Source organism: Rhizobium redzepovicii (genome assembly GCF_019793435.1).
Taxonomy (GTDB): domain Bacteria; phylum Pseudomonadota; class Alphaproteobacteria; order Rhizobiales; family Rhizobiaceae; genus Rhizobium; species Rhizobium redzepovicii.
Genome location: NZ_JAILYH010000001.1, coordinates 176,659 through 191,425 on the forward strand (window position 1 = coordinate 176,659; position 14,767 = coordinate 191,425).

The 14,767-nt window shown below is 60.6% G+C and carries 18 protein-coding genes; 9 read left to right on the forward strand and 9 right to left on the reverse strand.

Annotated features, from left to right (window positions below):
• Window positions 1-18: 18 nt before the first annotated feature.
• From K6N12_RS00825 to K6N12_RS00850, 6 genes are all read right to left on the reverse strand, one after another.
• Window positions 19-1,077, reverse strand: a complete 1,059-nt coding sequence (locus K6N12_RS00825; protein WP_097625485.1) for an ABC transporter ATP-binding protein — start codon at window positions 1,075-1,077, stop codon at window positions 19-21.
• Between the two features lie 4 nt (window positions 1,078-1,081).
• The gene (locus K6N12_RS00830) at window positions 1,082-1,912 is read right to left on the reverse strand and encodes a carbohydrate ABC transporter permease (protein WP_097625486.1); all 831 of its coding nucleotides are present in this window, start codon (window positions 1,910-1,912) and stop codon (window positions 1,082-1,084) included.
• 4 nt (window positions 1,913-1,916) lie between these two features.
• The gene (locus K6N12_RS00835) at window positions 1,917-2,852 is read right to left on the reverse strand and encodes a carbohydrate ABC transporter permease (RefSeq protein WP_183778009.1); all 936 of its coding nucleotides are present in this window, start codon (window positions 2,850-2,852) and stop codon (window positions 1,917-1,919) included.
• A gap of 233 nt (window positions 2,853-3,085) precedes the next feature.
• Entirely contained in the window at window positions 3,086-4,345 is a 1,260-nt protein-coding gene (locus tag K6N12_RS00840; protein WP_012555219.1) for an ABC transporter substrate-binding protein, read from the reverse strand.
• Window positions 4,346-4,375: 30 nt separating this feature from the next.
• On the reverse strand, window positions 4,376-5,548 hold the full coding sequence (locus tag K6N12_RS00845; protein ID WP_183778008.1) for a PLP-dependent transferase: 1,173 nt from the start codon (window positions 5,546-5,548) through the stop codon (window positions 4,376-4,378).
• Window positions 5,545-6,267, reverse strand: coding sequence for a FadR/GntR family transcriptional regulator (locus tag K6N12_RS00850; protein ID WP_049732927.1), 723 nt, complete (start codon window positions 6,265-6,267; stop codon window positions 5,545-5,547). Before K6N12_RS00850 ends, K6N12_RS00845 begins: the two co-directional genes overlap by 4 nt.
• 218 nt (window positions 6,268-6,485) lie before the next feature.
• On the opposite strand from K6N12_RS00850, the gene K6N12_RS00855 reads away from it, so the two are divergent.
• Both K6N12_RS00855 and K6N12_RS00860 read left to right on the forward strand, forming a co-directional pair.
• Complete coding sequence (locus tag K6N12_RS00855; RefSeq protein WP_183854606.1) at window positions 6,486-6,983, forward strand: DUF995 domain-containing protein; 498 nt, start codon at window positions 6,486-6,488, stop codon at window positions 6,981-6,983.
• Window positions 6,984-7,301: 318 nt separating this feature from the next.
• Complete coding sequence (locus K6N12_RS00860; RefSeq protein WP_183778004.1) at window positions 7,302-7,871, forward strand: hypothetical protein; 570 nt, start codon at window positions 7,302-7,304, stop codon at window positions 7,869-7,871.
• Between the two features lie 65 nt (window positions 7,872-7,936).
• Here the strand turns inward: K6N12_RS00860 and K6N12_RS00865 are convergent, their stop codons facing one another.
• Complete coding sequence (locus tag K6N12_RS00865; protein WP_222148576.1) at window positions 7,937-8,476, reverse strand: cytochrome c; 540 nt, start codon at window positions 8,474-8,476, stop codon at window positions 7,937-7,939.
• Between the two features lie 193 nt (window positions 8,477-8,669).
• Between K6N12_RS00865 and K6N12_RS00870 the strand changes: the two genes are divergently transcribed.
• From K6N12_RS00870 to K6N12_RS00900, 7 genes are all read left to right on the forward strand, one after another.
• Window positions 8,670-9,173: a cytochrome b gene (locus tag K6N12_RS00870; protein ID WP_222148664.1), complete on the forward strand. Its 504-nt coding sequence runs from the start codon at window positions 8,670-8,672 to the stop codon at window positions 9,171-9,173.
• Between the two features lie 124 nt (window positions 9,174-9,297).
• The gene (locus K6N12_RS00875) at window positions 9,298-9,696 is read left to right on the forward strand and encodes a hypothetical protein (protein ID WP_183778316.1); all 399 of its coding nucleotides are present in this window, start codon (window positions 9,298-9,300) and stop codon (window positions 9,694-9,696) included.
• A 92-nt stretch (window positions 9,697-9,788) separates the two neighbouring features.
• Window positions 9,789-10,016 carry a hypothetical protein gene (locus K6N12_RS00880; protein WP_183777998.1) on the forward strand — a complete coding sequence of 76 codons (228 nt, stop codon included), beginning with the start codon at window positions 9,789-9,791 and terminating at the stop codon, window positions 10,014-10,016.
• Complete coding sequence (locus K6N12_RS00885) at window positions 10,013-11,476, forward strand: TolC family protein (protein WP_183777996.1); 1,464 nt, start codon at window positions 10,013-10,015, stop codon at window positions 11,474-11,476. Before K6N12_RS00880 ends, K6N12_RS00885 begins: the two co-directional genes overlap by 4 nt.
• A 14-nt stretch (window positions 11,477-11,490) precedes the next feature.
• Entirely contained in the window at window positions 11,491-12,837 is a 1,347-nt protein-coding gene (locus K6N12_RS00890; protein ID WP_183777993.1) for a multicopper oxidase family protein, read from the forward strand.
• Between the two features lie 34 nt (window positions 12,838-12,871).
• On the forward strand, window positions 12,872-13,360 hold the full coding sequence (locus tag K6N12_RS00895; RefSeq protein WP_183777991.1) for a cupredoxin domain-containing protein: 489 nt from the start codon (window positions 12,872-12,874) through the stop codon (window positions 13,358-13,360).
• A 14-nt stretch (window positions 13,361-13,374) separates the two neighbouring features.
• The gene (locus K6N12_RS00900) at window positions 13,375-13,662 is read left to right on the forward strand and encodes a copper-binding protein (protein WP_183777989.1); all 288 of its coding nucleotides are present in this window, start codon (window positions 13,375-13,377) and stop codon (window positions 13,660-13,662) included.
• Between the two features lie 188 nt (window positions 13,663-13,850).
• Here the strand turns inward: K6N12_RS00900 and K6N12_RS00905 are convergent, their stop codons facing one another.
• Window positions 13,851-14,219, reverse strand: coding sequence for a hypothetical protein (locus K6N12_RS00905; protein WP_183777987.1), 369 nt, complete (start codon window positions 14,217-14,219; stop codon window positions 13,851-13,853).
• A gap of 94 nt (window positions 14,220-14,313) precedes the next feature.
• Window positions 14,314-14,697, reverse strand: coding sequence for an EF-hand domain-containing protein (locus K6N12_RS00910; RefSeq protein ID WP_183777986.1), 384 nt, complete (start codon window positions 14,695-14,697; stop codon window positions 14,314-14,316).
• Between the last annotated feature and the right edge of the window lie 70 nt (window positions 14,698-14,767).

Consider the following 14,767-nt stretch of genomic DNA (forward strand, 5'->3'; position numbering starts at 1 on the left):
GCGTGAGGATTGACCTGATCAATCGACGCGTAGCCCCTCGTCGTCGAACACATGCAGGTACTGCGCCGGGAAAGCCACATTGACCTTCGGGCCTGCCTTCAGCGCTTCGCGATCGAGCGTGAAGATCTTGAACGGCAGGCCGTGCAGGGCAAGATGCAGGATGATGCCGAAGCCGGTGGGTTCGACGAGTTCGACATCGGTGGCAAGGCCCGCCCCGTCATTCGTCATCAGCACATGCTCCGGCCGAATGCCGAGCGTAACCTTGGCACCATCTTCAAGGGGCAGCGGCTTTGCCAGCGGAACGATCGTTCCGTCCTGCAGCTTGACGCCGCCGTCGACATAGCTCGCATCGAGAAAATTCATCCCCGGCGAGCCGATGAAGCCCGCGACGAACAGATTGGCGGGGTGATCGTAGAGTTCGAGCGGACTGCCGACCTGCTGCACCACGCCGCCGTGCATGGCGACGATCCGGTCCGCCAGCGTCATTGCCTCGATCTGGTCATGGGTCACGTAGATCGAGGTCGCCTTCAGGTCGCCGTGCAGCTTCTTGATTTCGGCACGCATCTGTTCGCGCAGGCGCGCATCGAGATTGGACAGCGGCTCGTCGAACAGGAAGGCCTTAGGCTGGCGCACGATGGCGCGGCCCATGGCGACGCGCTGGCGCTGGCCGCCGGAGAGCGCCTTCGGCCGACGTTCAAGCAGCGGATCGAGACCGAGCTTGGAGGCGGCCGCGGAGACGGCACTGGCGATCTTCTCCTTCGCCGTCTTCCGCAGTTTCAGGCTGTAGCTCATATTGCCGGCAACGTTCATATGCGGGTAAAGCGCATAGGACTGGAACACCATGGCGATGTCGCGGTCCTTGGGATGCCGCTCGTTCACCCGGGCGCCGGCAATGCGGATCTCGCCTGATGTGACGTCCTCCAGCCCGGCGATCATCCGCAGCAGCGTGGACTTGCCGCAGCCGGAGGGGCCGACGAGCACGACGAATTCGCCGTCCTTGATCTCGAGGTCGACACCGTGCAGCACCTGCACATGGCCATAGGCTTTGCGGATATTCTGGATATCGATCGATGCCATTTGTTTAACCCTTGACCGCGCCGGCCGTCAGGCCCTGGACGAGATAACGCTGGATGAGCAGGAAGAAGAGGCCGGCCGGAATGAGCGCCATGACGCCCGCCGCCATCATCTGCCCGAAATCCACCGAGAATTTCGAAACGAAGGTGAGAAGCCCGACCGGGAAGGTCGCCGCGTCGTTGCCGTTGATCAGCATCAGCGCAAAGAGCAGTTCGCTCCAGGCGGCGGTGAAGACGAAGCCGAGTGTGGCAGCGATGCCGGGCAGCGTCAGCGGCAGGATGATCTGGCGAAAAGCCGTGAACTGCGTCGCACCGTCGATCATCGCTGCCTCTTCCAAATCCTTGGGGATACCGTCGAAGAAGGACTGCATCAGAAAGGTGGCGAAAGGCACGTTGAAGGCGGTGTAGACGATGACGAGCCCCGTCAGGCTGTTGGTCAGGTGCAAGGGCGACAGGATCTTGAAGATCGGCGCCACCAGCATGACGAGCGGGAACATCTGGGTCAGCAGCATCAGCGCGACGATCCAGTATTTCGCCCGGAAATTGAAACGCGACAATGCGTAGCCGGAAAGCGAGGCGCAGACCGTCACGGTCACCGCCGTCGAGGCCGAGACGATCAGGCTGTTCTTGAAGAAAGTCGGAAAGGCGCTGTGCTGCAGCACGAAGGCATAGTGATCCCATGTCGTGCGCGACGGCCACATGCGCACGCCTTCGCTATAGAGCAGGTCGTTCGGCGTCACCGAGACCTTGAGCAGCCAGAACAGCGGGAAGAGCGCGAAGGCGATATAGCAGAGGATTGCCAGGCGGTGCGCGATGGTGGGGATGGCGGATCGTCTCATCGGCTCAATCCTTGTTCAGCAGCGTCTGCCGTAGCAGGATGATCAGCATCGAATAGGCAAGCAGCAGCACGAGCAGCACCAGCGCGATCGCCGAGGCATAACCGAAATCGAGCCGCTTGAACGCCGTGGTGAAGATGTAGCTTGCGACGATCTGGGTGCGGTCGGCCGGCCCGCCATTGGTCATGACGACGATCAGATCGGCGAAATTTGAGATCCAGACGGTGCGCAAGAGCACGGTGATGGCGATGGTCGGCGCCAGAAACGGCAGGGTGATCGAGCGGAAGCGCTGGAACCATCCGGCGCCGTCGATCGACGCCGCCTCGTAGAGATCGCGCGGGATCGCCTGAAGGGCGGCCAGCAGCGTGATCGCGAAGAACGGAATGCCCCACCAGACATTGGCGACGATCGGCCCCCACATCGCATAATTGGGATCGGAAAGGATATTGCCCGGCTCATGCATCAGGCCGAGCCCGAAGAGCCAATGCGGGATCGGCCCGATGACCGGATTGAACAGCCAGGCCCAGTTGAGGCCGGCAAGAAAGGACGGCACGGCCCAGGGCAGGAAGACCAGCGCCTGCGCAATCGCCCTGCCCGGGAAGGGCTTGTCGAGCAGAAGCGCCAGGATAAGCCCGAAGGTAAACTGCAGGACGACGGAGGCGCCGGTCCACCAGAGCGTATTCCTCAGCGCTCCGTAAAAGGCCGGATCGCCCGCAAGCTCACGGAAATGATCGAGCCCGATGAAGCCGCCGGAAAACGGATTGAGCAGCTGGATATCGCGAAAGGCGTAGGAAACGCCCAATGTCAGCGGCACCAGCATCACCGCAATGATCAGGACCAGCGACGGCGCGCTGTAGAGATAAGGCTGCGAAGCATCGGCAAGACGACGCAGCCATGGCCTGCGGTCACGACGCATGTCGAGCGTATCGGCGGAAATGGTCATCAGATTGCAGTTTCCATCGTCTTACCCGGTTGGGAATTGGTGATGTTTCTGAATGGAGAGACCGGAGCCCCCTCATCCGACCCTTCGGGCCACCTTCTCCCCGCTGGGGAGAAGGGGAATGAGGCGCCGCCACGAGTCTCTTCTTGCCAGCGGGGGTCCGAAGGACGGGTCGAGACCGGCGGCTCGACGTAAGGCGGATGAGGGGGCTTCTGGCTCGAAGCCCCCATCACCCCTTACTTCTTGCTCAGGAACTTCTGCTGCGCCTTGGTCAGATAGTCCGCCCACTGGTCGGCCAGATCCTTCGCCGAGATATCGCCGAGCAGCGCCTGCTGCGAGGTCTTGATAGCCAGCGAATCCTTGAAGAAGGCGAACTCCTCGAGGTAGGTCGGCATCACGGTCGGCACCGTGTTCGGGTCCGCCAGTTCCTCGAACCAGCCCTTGAACTGGTCACCGGCATAGAAGGGGTCCTTCTCGGCGGCCGTATAGGCCGGCAGAGCGCCGATGCGCTTGTTCCACTCGATATTGCCTTCCGGCCCTTCGAGGGTGGCAATCAGCTTCCAGGAGAGATCCTTGTTGCCGCTGGTCGCAAACATCGACCAGCCGCCATAGCCGATCGTCGGGAAGGACTTGCCATCCGGGCCTTTCGGCAGCGGCATGACGCCGAAATCTTCCTTTTTCATCCGTTCGGCAATGGCGATCAGCGCATCCGGATCCTGGTCGAGGAAAGCACAGGTGCCGGAATAGAAGCCGGCGACGACTTCGTTGAAGCCCCAGTTGACGCTGTCCTTCGGCGCATAGCCCTTCTTATAGAGATCGACCATCCATTCGATGCCCTTGGCCCAGCCCGGGCTGTTCATCGTCGAGGTACCGTCTTCGTTGAAGTACTTGTTCGACCCGGCCATCGAGGCGGCAAAAATCATCCAGCCGTTGAGCCCGCCCGCGCCGCCGCGCATGCAGTAGCCGTATTTACCCTGCAGTTTGGAGATCTTTTCCGAAGCGGCGGTGAACTCTTCCAGCGTCTTCGGCGGCGCTGCGACGCCAGCTTCCGAAAGCAGCTTCTTATTGTAGAACATCGCCCTCAAATAGAAGCCGTAGGGCAGCATATAGGCGGTGTTCTTCACGTCGCGGCCAAGTTCGAGCGCGCGCGGCGTCAGCTCCTTGGTGTGCTCCCACTTTGCGAGATAGGGCTCGAGGCTTTCGAGCATGCCGTTATTGGCATAGAGCGACAGCCAGGTATCGGGCATCTCCATCACATCGGGCACGTCGCCGGCCGATACCATGGTCGCGAACTTCTGGAAGGCTTCGTTCCACGGCAGCGAGATGATGTCGACCTTGGTGCCGGGATTGGCGGCCTCGAATTTGCCGACGATCGATTTCAGCGTTTCGGTGCGCTCCGGGCTGGTGATGACTTCGACAAGCTTCAGCGTCGTATCGGCAAAGGCCGTACCCGCCATCATCGAAGCAAAGAGCGTCGAGATTATTAGTTTTTTCATGCTCAGTTCCCCCTTTTAGGTTCTTGGGTTTCAGGATTGCGAGGCGGCGGCGAGCGCCTCCTCGATGTCTCTCCACAGCGCCTCGGTTCCTTCGAGGCCGACATGGAGGCGTACGGATCGCGCATGGATGCCAAAGGTTTGCGCGGAATTCGGCTGTGCCTTCTGCTGCAGCACCACTTCGCCCGGTACGATCAGGCTTTCATGACCGCCCCAGCTTACACCCAATTTGAAGAGCTTGAGGTGGTCGGCGAAGGCGCGGATATCGACGCCGTCGCGGAAGATGAAGGAAAACAGGCCCGAGGTGCCGTTGAGCCCGGCCGGCAGTCGGTTGGCGAGGCCGGGATGGCAGACCGTCTCGACCACTTCGAGCTTCTGCAGGCGCCTGGCGATCTCGAGCGCCGATGCCTCATGCGCCCGCATGCGCAGCGGCAGCGTGCGCAGGCCGCGGATCAACAGCCAGGCATCGAAGGGCGAAAGCTTGCCGCCGAGATAGGGATAGGCCTCGGCCTTGATGCGGGCGATCATTTCCTTCGAGCCGGCAACGATGCCCGCCACCACATCGCTGTGGCCGCCGAGATATTTCGAGGCTGAATGGATGACGAGGTCGACGCCGAGCGTCAGCGGCCGCTGGAAGAACGGGCTTGCCCAGCTGTTGTCGATCATCGAGACGACGCCGTGGCGCTTGGCCAGCGCTGCGAGCGCGCCGACATCATGCGCCTCCATCACCCAGCTCGTCGGGCTTTCCAGGTAGAGGAGCTTGGCGCCGGGCAGTGCCTTGGCGACCGCCTCCTCGTCGCGCCCGTCGACATAGGTCACTTCGATCTTCATCCGTTTCAGGATGGTGCCGAACAGGCGGAAGGCATCGGGATAGACGTGTTTGACGGCAACGATGCGGTCGCCCGGCTCGACGAAGCTGAGCACGGATGAGGAGATCGCCGCCATGCCGCTGGCAAAACCCAGCGCATCCTCGGCACCTTCGAGCTTGGCCAGCATCTCCTCGAAGGCGCGCACCGTCGGGTTCAGCCCGCGCGTATAGGTCGGCCGTACCTTCTCGCCACGATAGACGGTGATCATCTCGTCATAATCGGAAAAGGTGAAAAGCGAGGTCTGGAAGATCGGCGGCACGACGGCGTCGGCGAAATTGCCGTCGTCGTGGGCGGTGATGATGGAGGCAAGATCGAACGGGTCTTCGCCGCTGCTCATTTGGACATTTCCTTGATGTCTTCCTCGACGATGTCGAGGATCTTCAATGTTTCCGCACGCGCCGCCTCGGCATCCCCGGCAGCGATCGCGTTGAAAAGGGTGCGGTGAAAGGGAAAGGACCGGCGGGCGAAATCCTGCCGGTCGAACGGATGTTCCCAGAAGCGCTCGAAGGTCTCGCGCATCTGCTCGAGAAGCTGGCGAAACAGCGGATTGTGGGTGGCGTCGTAAACGGCGAGATGGAAAGCCAGATCCTCCGGCCCCGAGGTGCCCTTCTCCAGATGCACCCGCTCCATCTCGTTGAGCTTTTCCTCGATGACGACAAGATCCTTCGCAGTCCGCCGCCTAGCTGCGACCATGCCCGCCTCGCACTCGATGCCGCGGCGAACCTCCAGTGTCTGCAGCAGCGCATCGCGAAGATGCACCGCATCGAAGGACAGCGGCATATGGATCGTCGCCCGGGACACCGGCTTCAACAGATAGGTGCCGCTGCCCTTGCGCGTCTCGATCACCCCGAGCGCCTGGAAATGGCGGATTGCCTCGCGAATGGTCGAACGCCCGACGGCAAGGGCCGCCATCAGCTCGCGCTCCGCCGGCAGCCGGTCCCCCGCCTGGAGCCGTGCATCCTCGACATAATCCGCCAGCGCATCGGTCACCTGACGCGCGCGGTCCATGGCGGGAAGCGGCCGGATCACCGGCCTGTCGCTAAGCTTTGCCTTCATGGTTCCCCATTTTTCTTGTCAGGCAGTCAGTTCGTCAAATTGGTCTGACATCTTAGCATTTATCAAAGCGCGAAATCCGTCAAGCGATGTTTGGGATAAAGTGGTAGTGGCTTGTTAAGTGACGTAACGGTAGGGCTAACGCCCTTAGCTCGATCAGGCGAATTGGCGAACATTCCGAAAAGGTGTTCCGTCACATCGTCAAAATGGAGGAACCAGCCATGAATAAGCTGTCAGTGCTCGCAGTTATTTCTGTGACGGTTATTGGTCCATCGATATCGTTCGCTAAAGATGAAGGTAAGTTGCCGAAAGGCGCCGTTGAATTGTCCGAGCAGGAAGTCAAAGATCTCTACGTCGGCAATTCGGTCAAATATGATGTCGGAGACGGGTTGGTATACTACACCTGGTCAGCGGATGGGACGTTGAAAGGCGTTAAGGTTGGAAAGAAAAAGGGAGAATACGGTTATGCGGACGGCACGTGGACCGTAACGGGCAATATGTTTTGCTTCAAATCCGACTGGAAGAACAAGGCCGGCGATGTCGTATATGTCTACCAACCGTGCAAAGCGTGGTGGCGTGTGGGTAAACAGAAATGGACCAAAAACGTTTCCGGGGACGATCAATACAACGGCGACATTTATAACAACGAGATAAAGAAGATGTCGAAGGGTGACAAGGTGACGGCAATGTTTGATACAGCAAAAGCGTCGGCCAAATAGCATGACAGCAGCGGTCGGCGGCAACAATGATCGTCAACTTGAAACTCGTCTAATAACTCGACCGCCTGAGCCCTCGAACGACAGCACCGACGGCTTTACCAGTGGCGCTTTCATCGAAGTGTAACCCACGGTGCCCTCATCTTCGCTCTGCCGCCTCCACGTCATCCGCCTTGCCGAGTTGATGGGATAGACGGGTGAAGTGTATGTTGCGGGAAGCAAAAGCCCTGATGACTTGGGTAGCATCACGCCAGGGATTGTGCCTCCAAGCTTGCCATGACCGCTTCAAAGGGTTGTGGCCCAAAGTATAGGCTGTGAAGCATGCGCGACTATGTGAAAAGTGCAGGTTTTCATCGACATATGCGCTTACTGCTGGCCTCCAAATTTCAGGAGCTCGGCTGGGAATCGCAAACGGGCAAATGCAGCTTTGCCCGTGGAAAAAGGGTTTTCTGGCTTCAGATATCCCAATCTTCGAACAGCCTGATCGGCGGCAAATTTACACTCAATGTTTCCGAAGGTTCCGGCGCCGCTGGCGACACAAGGATATTGCGCCACTTGAACGAGGCTGACCGGGCCATTGGCAAGGCTTTGGAAGAGCACATTATCGCCCGCCGTCCCCGGCCTGATCCCGATCCGGACATAGAGGTCGTCGGAGACGGCGGACCTCTCCTGTTAAAACTCGGTGATCTGGCGAAGGCAAATCCAAGACAGTGGGATGGTCCCTCCGACGTCTGGCTGCCCTACTTCAGCAAAAGCGATCTCGACGAATGGGCCGCGTTTTTGTTGCCCCGTCTTGAGCGACTGATTCGGCCGTCTACGCCTGAAATCACCGATCCGATGACGTGGACCAAGCGGTTTGACCGCCTCACGGGTCTGTTTCGCTGGAGATGAGCGGGACGTTCGACCTTGGACCACTGGCGAATGAGTGGTGCCGCCGCATGCACGGAGACCTGACGTCAGCGCTCCATCCTGAACCGAGCATGGCAGGTCGTGCAGGTCTGCAGCATCAAATGGAAAATGTGTTCGGCGGGAAGCGACGAAAGGCTCGCCGCGTTGGTGACTTGGGTTCCGAGCGGTCCGCCGCCCATCGGCTCTCCTGGCCGCATCCGCATGCGGTCGGTCATCGCCCCGGGATTGGCCTGCGCCTGCGCATCGAGTGCGCGCGCATAGACCCGAAGATCCTCGGCGAGGCGGTCGAAGCGGTCGCGCTCCTCGATGATGTCAGGCTTCGCCTCCGACCTTGCATCCTCGACGCCATCGGTGAAATGTCCAGCAAGGATCTCGCCCGACCTCTCGGCAATGGCACCGGCGGCGGCCGCGAATTGCTTCGATGAGTAAGCGTCGGGGTTTCGGAACATCTCGGCTATGGCTTTCGCCGCCGCTGCCATGGCCTTCATGTCGGCCTGTCGGTCGCTGATAATATCCGCCCTCGCCGGTGGAACCAGCGTAGACACGGCGACGATGGCGCCGAAAATGGGGGCCACTCCTGAAATCATCGAGAACCTCGCATGTTGACCAGCCGATCGCACCAAGTCTGGCGAGCTGACCGATCCTCCGATCCTGTCGCAGCGAAGTCGAGCGAAAAGAGGGCGTAATGCCCCTGCACGCGGCGGGCCTCGGTCTTACGGCTGGCAGCGCACGAAGCATTAACTGCGGCAGGATAGTTTGCGGGGAGATCCGGAGGGGATGATGAAAGGCAGCTATTCGACGGCGCAGATAGGCCTTCATTGGCTGATCGCTCTGTTTCTTCCGATCCAGTACCTCACAGGCGGCAGCATCGAACGCACACATCATGCCGCCCATATGGGCGTCACACCTTCGTCGTTCGATCTCTTTCAGCACAACGTCCACAATTACGCCGGCATGCTGATTGGAGTTCTGATGGGCGTCCGGTTGCTTCTGCGCATCAAGACCCCGCCGGCGCCGCAATTGCCGGCCTCGTGGTGGCAGAAGGCCGCGGCCGGCTTTCACCACGCTTTGTACGTGGCAATTCTGATGCAAGCCGGCTTGGGTTTCGTCACCAGCTATCTCTGGTTCGGAACCGCGGCCTACCATGTCGCCCTGGCGAACATCATCCTGGCGATCGTCGCTCTCCACTTCGGCGCCGCGGCGTGGCATACACTTGTCATCAGGGACGAGACGCTTGATCGCATGATCTTTCCCCGCCGCAATCCAACCTCCGAAAAGCTGTAGACTGAGATCCACCGAGTGTCCGGTTGCCGGCGCATGATGCGCTGGCGCCACAGAAATGGCGGGAATCTCTGCCAGTCCTTCGTCGCAATTGATAATGGACGGCGTTCGATGTAATCGACACACTATGGGTCATATGTACCGAATCGCACTGAGCAGACTTCTCCTCCTGGTGCGGCTGGCGATCATCATATCGCTGGCTGGGTACAGCATTTCCAGCGTCGACGCCGCCATGCACGGCCCTGCCCTGCAAGTCGAAAAGACCGTATCGAGTGCCGCGGCCCACGGCGGCCACGACATGGCCGGCGTCTCAAGCCACAAGCACGGGCATGGCGATGCGACCGACAAGGATGGTCCTTCCAAAATCGCCAAACAGGAATGCTGCAAGGATTTTTGCGGCGGCTTCGTGCTTCTGTGCGGGGGCCAAAGCTTAGGCGGCCCGGTCGTCGCCTCGATCCGGCAGTTTAGCGACGACGAGCACGTGCTGGGGGAATTGCCGCTCCTGGATCGCCCACCGAATATCTGATGAGGGATACACCCGCTTGAGCGGGTCCAGTCGGTCGCCTGCCCGCATCCGGGCAAGAGCACCGTAGGCTATCTCTTTTTCGGAATTTCATAATGAAACCCTCGCTTTTCGTGGTGGGGCTGCCGCTTGTCGTCGGCGGCTGCGCATCCACGCTTCCTCCCGACGTGGTGGCGTCTTCCGCCGCGGTCGAAGAGCCGTCCGCGCGCCCGGTCACCTACCGGTCACCAGTTTCGGGCTATGTCACTAGGCAGCCGGTCGATCCCAAGCCGTGGCGCAGACAGAACGATCTCCAGTCTCCTCAGAAGGGAGACGCCTCATGATCGACCTCAGAAGATTCGCCACGATTCTGGCATTCCCGCTGATCTTGAGCGGCTGCGTCACGGGCGCCGAATATTCAAGCAAGCAAGCGGGCTTTGCTTCCGTTGCCGACCAGACGGCGATCGTGACAACGAAGCAGACGGTCTGGATACAGAACCAGAACCAGGCCCGATCGGTCTCCGCTCAGGTCAGAAGCCTGCTCGCCCGAAAGAAGACCCTTGATGTCGAGACTGCCGTTCAGATCGCCCTGCTCAACAACAAGGGCCTCCAGGCCGCCTATGCCGATCTCGGTGACAGCGCCGCCGACGCCTGGCAGTCGACAATGCTCGTCAACCCGACCGTCTCCATTGGCACAACGGGAATGGGCACGCCGGAGGTGGAGGCGTTCAGGACCATCGAAGGGATGATCACGACGAATATCCTAGCGCTCGCGACCAGGAACCGGGACGTGGCAATCGTTGACACCCGCTTCCGGCAGGCGCAACTGACCGCAGCCGTAAAGACGCTTCAGCTTGCCGCCGACACCCGCCGTGCCTGGATCGGAGCAGTGGCGGCCTGGGAGAATGCCGGGCAGCTCCAGCGGGCCCAGGCGACGGCGGACGCCGCTTCCGAACTGGCGGAGAAGCTGGGCGAAACTGGCGCGATGAACAAGGGCGCCCAGGCCCGCGAGCATGTGTTCGTCGCCGAACTTGCCGGAGAGACGGCAAAGGCCCGTCTGGCGGCACGCCTTGCCAAGGAGGAACTGACGCGGCTCATGGGCCTGTGGGGCACCGACCTCGACTATCAGATACCCAACAGCCTTGCGGCGCTACCCAAGACCGTCGCCAGACGAGACACCATCGAGGCCGAGGCGCTCCAAAACCGCATAGACCTTCATGTCGCAAGACTCGAACTCGAGGCCACCGCCAAGTCCTACGGGCTGACCGAGGCGACACGCTATGTCACCAACCTCGAGATTCTGACCGGCTTTGAAACGGAACGGGAAATCGAGGATGACGAGAAGAAGACGAGGACGACGGCCCAGGTCGAGCTTGAGTTCGCCATTCCGATCTTCGACACCGGAAAGGCCCGGATGCGCAAGGCTGAGCTGGCTTATATGCGGGCGGCGAACCAACTCGCGGAGAAAGCCGTCAACGTCCGCTCGGAGGCACGCTCCGCCTACGAGGCGTACCGATCGAACTACGACATCGCGCGACACTACCGCAACAATGTCGTGCCGCTGCGCAGCAAGGTCGAGGAGGAATCTCTGCTGTCCTACAACGGCATGATCACCAACACCTTCGAACTGCTCACCGACACGCGCGACAAGATCAACTCCATCCTGCTCTCCGTCAATGCGAAACGCGACTTCTGGCTGGCCGAAGCCAATCTCGCGCCGGCGATCTACGGCGGCGGGACGAACGCGTCGGCAGGAACCGAGGTCGCCGCTGCTTCCGAAAGCAGCGGTGGCGGCGGCCATTGAAAAAGGATCCAACCATGTTCAACAGAAGACAACTGTTCGGAGCAAGCGCGACCCTGCTGGCGGCTGGCGCCTGGACCAAGACCTCAGCCATGGGCCTCCCCGACGCTCCGACAATGGAATCGGCGGACATGCAGCCGCCGCTCCACCCGACCTCGGGCCCCGACTATCAGCCGGTCGTCACTCTCAACGGCTGGAGCCTGCCACACCGTCTGAACAACGGCGTCAAGGAATTCCACCTTGTCGCCGAACCGGTGGAGCGTGAGATGGCCGACGGCATGACCGCGTACCTGTGGGGTTACAACGGCCAGTCACCCGGACCGACGATCGAAGCGGTCGAAGGCGACCGCGTGCGCATCTTCGTTACCAACAAGCTGCCGGAACACACCACCATCCATTGGCATGGAATGATCCTGCCATCGGGAATGGACGGCGTCGGCGGACTGACGCAGCCGCACATCCCCGTCGGCAAGACTTACGTCTACGAGTTCGACCTCGTGAAATCCGGCACCTTCATGTACCACCCACATTCCGACGAGATGGTGCAAATGGCGATGGGCATGATGGGCTTCTTCGTCGTCCATCCGAAAGATCCGAAGGTCATGCGCGTCGACCGCGACTTCGTCTTCCTGCTCAACGCTTATGACATCGATCCCGGCTCCTATGTGCCACGCATCATGGAGATGACCGACTTCAACATGTGGTGCTGGAACAGCCGGGTGTTTCCCGACATCAGCCCGCTGGTCGTCTCGAAGAATGACAGGGTGCGTGTGCGCGTTGGCAACCTGACGATGACCAACCATCCCATCCACATGCATGGTTACGACTTTGAGGTAACTTGCACGGATGGCGGCTGGGTGCGTCCGGAGGCTCGCTGGCCGGAGGTCAGCATCGACATCCCGGTCGGGGCGATGCGCGCCTATGAGTTCGATGCCAAATACCTCGGGGACTGGGCGATCCATTGCCACAAGTCGCATCATACGATGAACGCGATGGGGCACGATATCCCGACCTTCATCGGCGCCGATAAGTCGAAGGTAGCCGAGAAGATCAGGAAGCTGCAGCCGGAATACATGCCCATGGGCACCAAAGGGATGGCCGACATGGGCGAGATGGAAATGCCCATCCCCGAAAACACCGTTCCCATGATGACAGGCTGGGGGCCGCACGGACCCATCGAGATGGGCGGCATGTTCTCGGTGGTGAAAGTCCGCGAGGGCATCTCTGCGGACGACTACGCCGATCCGGGCTGGTACGAAAACCCGCCTGGAACGCAGGCCTGGGAGTGGACCGCCGAACTGCCGGACGCGACCAAGGCCAAAGACGCGAAGACACAAATCACACCGCAGCCGACAAAGGGCTGAGGCTCAATCCCCCACGTCCAGAAAGGATATATGCATGAAGAACTTTGTAATGGCGTTGGCGTTCGCCGCCTTGGCAAGCTCGGCTTTCGCCTCCGGCAATCACGCCGGCGGCCATGGTGAGAAAATGGCCGTCGGCGAGCCTGGCGACAAGGCCAAGGCGACGCAGACGATCCGCGTCACGATGACGGAAACCGACGACGGCAAGATGCTGTTCACCCCGGCGGTCTTCTCCGTCCGCAAGGGCCAGACGGTCAAGATCGCGATCAAGAACGCCGGGACGGTCGACCACGAGTTCGTGCTCGATCAGGAAGACAAGATCCTGGAGCACAAGAAGGTCATGGAGAAGTTCCCCGAAATGGAACATGCCGACGCCAATTCCATTCGCCTCCCGGCCGGTCAATCCGGCGAAATCGCCTGGAAGTTCACCTCCGACGGCGCGTTCAAGTTCGCTTGCCTGATCCCCGGCCATTATGAGGCCGGCATGCACGGCGACGTCACCGTCGCTGGGAAGTACCCTCAATAGCAAGAGCCATGAAGATGAAATCCGCAATGATCAAAATCGGGCTGGCCGCCCTGCTCTCAGCTACTGCAGCCTTCGGTGCGTTCGCTGAGGAATTTACGAAGGGCGTCGTCAACAAGGTCGACGCCAAGGCGCAGAAAGTGACCATCAAGCATGAAGAGCTGAAGAATCTCGACATGCCTGCAATGACGATGGTCTTCCGGGTCGAAGACCCGGCTCTGCTCGAAAAGCTGAAGGAAGGTTCAAGCATCGAGTTCGTCGCCGAACGCGTTAATGGCAAGCTGACCGTCACCGACGTAAAATAGTGAGCGGCTGCCGCCCGGATCGAGCCGGGCGGCAGCACATCGAGGAGTGGAGACGATGCGAGAAGCTTCATCGCAATGGCCGCCGCCGCCCTTGCGTTCCCTGACGGAAGGATGCTCGCCGCCATTCACAGAGGTCCGCCCTCCGAAGGGCTGAGGCCTCGATCGATAGAACCATGTCATGCTGCCGCTCAGGAAACCGGAGCGTTGCAGAGTGCTGCCCAGAGATCGTGCTTCCAGTCGGCCCCCATCCGCGCCGACAGGTCGACCGCGTAGTCGGCGGAGTTGATCCGCACCATGGCGGGCGAACCGCAGCGGACACTTACCTCGTGTCTTCCTCTGTCGCGATAGAGCACCGTCCCGCCACCATCGGATTCCGAAAGCATGATGACGACGTCGAAATCGAAGGCCGGATTGCGGGCGGGCCTGCCCTCCGCCAGGCTGAGGCTCACCGACCGGCTACTGCCGAACGAAGCTGTATGGAAAACTGAAAGCTCTGACGCCGCTGACAGCGATGCGGACTGCGAGCAAAGGATCAAAGTCAGAAGGACTCGGCGCATTTACCCCTCCCGCGGTCAATGCGCCTGGATCGTATCATATCCTGTGAAGCCCCGCGAGCATTCACGGACCTCCGCCGCAGATCCGCAGGGTTGATTAAGGTCGCCAGAACGCCTGCATCTCCTCGGTCGTGACCTTTCCGTCCTTATTGGCGTCCACGCTGCCGAAGATCCGTTTGTGGATCGCCGTCACCTCTTCGAAGGAAAGTGCGCCGTCGCCGTTGGTATCAGCGATTGCGAACATGATCTTCATCATCGGACCGCGCATGCCCATCATTGGCATGCCGCCCATCATGCCGCCCGGCATCATCTCAGGGCCGGACATTGCCCCCTGGCTTCCAATCATTCCCTCCATTTCCGAAGGCGAGGCGGCCTGCTGCGAGTCTGTCGGATGATGCGGATCCTCAGCAGCCGCCAGGCCTGCCCCACCCACGGTGATAGTCCCGGCCAGGAGGACAGCGTTGATAATCGTCACTCTCACATGCCTTCTCCTTTGGCTGGTCACAGGTCCTGGCGGCTGGGCAGGAGCCGGACGAATTCGAATTTATCTG

Bases quoted from the DNA above. Each gene is read 5' to 3' on its own strand.
- K6N12_RS00850 (WP_049732927.1), bottom strand. From the start codon at position 6,267: ATGAAGGCAAAGCTTAGCGACAGGCCGGTGATCCGGCCGCTTCCCGCC.
- K6N12_RS00875 (WP_183778316.1), top strand. From the start codon at position 9,298: ATGGGTCATATGTACCGAATCGCACTGAGCAGACTTCTCCTCCTGGTG.
- K6N12_RS00900 (WP_183777989.1), top strand. From the start codon at position 13,375: ATGAAATCCGCAATGATCAAAATCGGGCTGGCCGCCCTGCTCTCAGCT.
- K6N12_RS00845 (WP_183778008.1), bottom strand. From the start codon at position 5,548: ATGAGCAGCGGCGAAGACCCGTTCGATCTTGCCTCCATCATCACCGCC.
- K6N12_RS00865 (WP_222148576.1), bottom strand. From the start codon at position 8,476: ATGATTTCAGGAGTGGCCCCCATTTTCGGCGCCATCGTCGCCGTGTCT.
- K6N12_RS00830 (WP_097625486.1), bottom strand. From the start codon at position 1,912: ATGAGACGATCCGCCATCCCCACCATCGCGCACCGCCTGGCAATCCTC.
- K6N12_RS00840 (WP_012555219.1), bottom strand. From the start codon at position 4,345: ATGAAAAAACTAATAATCTCGACGCTCTTTGCTTCGATGATGGCGGGT.
- K6N12_RS00825 (WP_097625485.1), bottom strand. From the start codon at position 1,077: ATGGCATCGATCGATATCCAGAATATCCGCAAAGCCTATGGCCATGTG.
- K6N12_RS00890 (WP_183777993.1), top strand. From the start codon at position 11,491: ATGTTCAACAGAAGACAACTGTTCGGAGCAAGCGCGACCCTGCTGGCG.
- K6N12_RS00905 (WP_183777987.1), bottom strand. From the start codon at position 14,219: ATGCGCCGAGTCCTTCTGACTTTGATCCTTTGCTCGCAGTCCGCATCG.
- K6N12_RS00860 (WP_183778004.1), top strand. From the start codon at position 7,302: ATGCGCGACTATGTGAAAAGTGCAGGTTTTCATCGACATATGCGCTTA.
- K6N12_RS00855 (WP_183854606.1), top strand. From the start codon at position 6,486: ATGAATAAGCTGTCAGTGCTCGCAGTTATTTCTGTGACGGTTATTGGT.
- K6N12_RS00885 (WP_183777996.1), top strand. From the start codon at position 10,013: ATGATCGACCTCAGAAGATTCGCCACGATTCTGGCATTCCCGCTGATC.
- K6N12_RS00895 (WP_183777991.1), top strand. From the start codon at position 12,872: ATGAAGAACTTTGTAATGGCGTTGGCGTTCGCCGCCTTGGCAAGCTCG.
- K6N12_RS00835 (WP_183778009.1), bottom strand. From the start codon at position 2,852: ATGACCATTTCCGCCGATACGCTCGACATGCGTCGTGACCGCAGGCCA.
- K6N12_RS00880 (WP_183777998.1), top strand. From the start codon at position 9,789: ATGAAACCCTCGCTTTTCGTGGTGGGGCTGCCGCTTGTCGTCGGCGGC.
- K6N12_RS00870 (WP_222148664.1), top strand. From the start codon at position 8,670: ATGAAAGGCAGCTATTCGACGGCGCAGATAGGCCTTCATTGGCTGATC.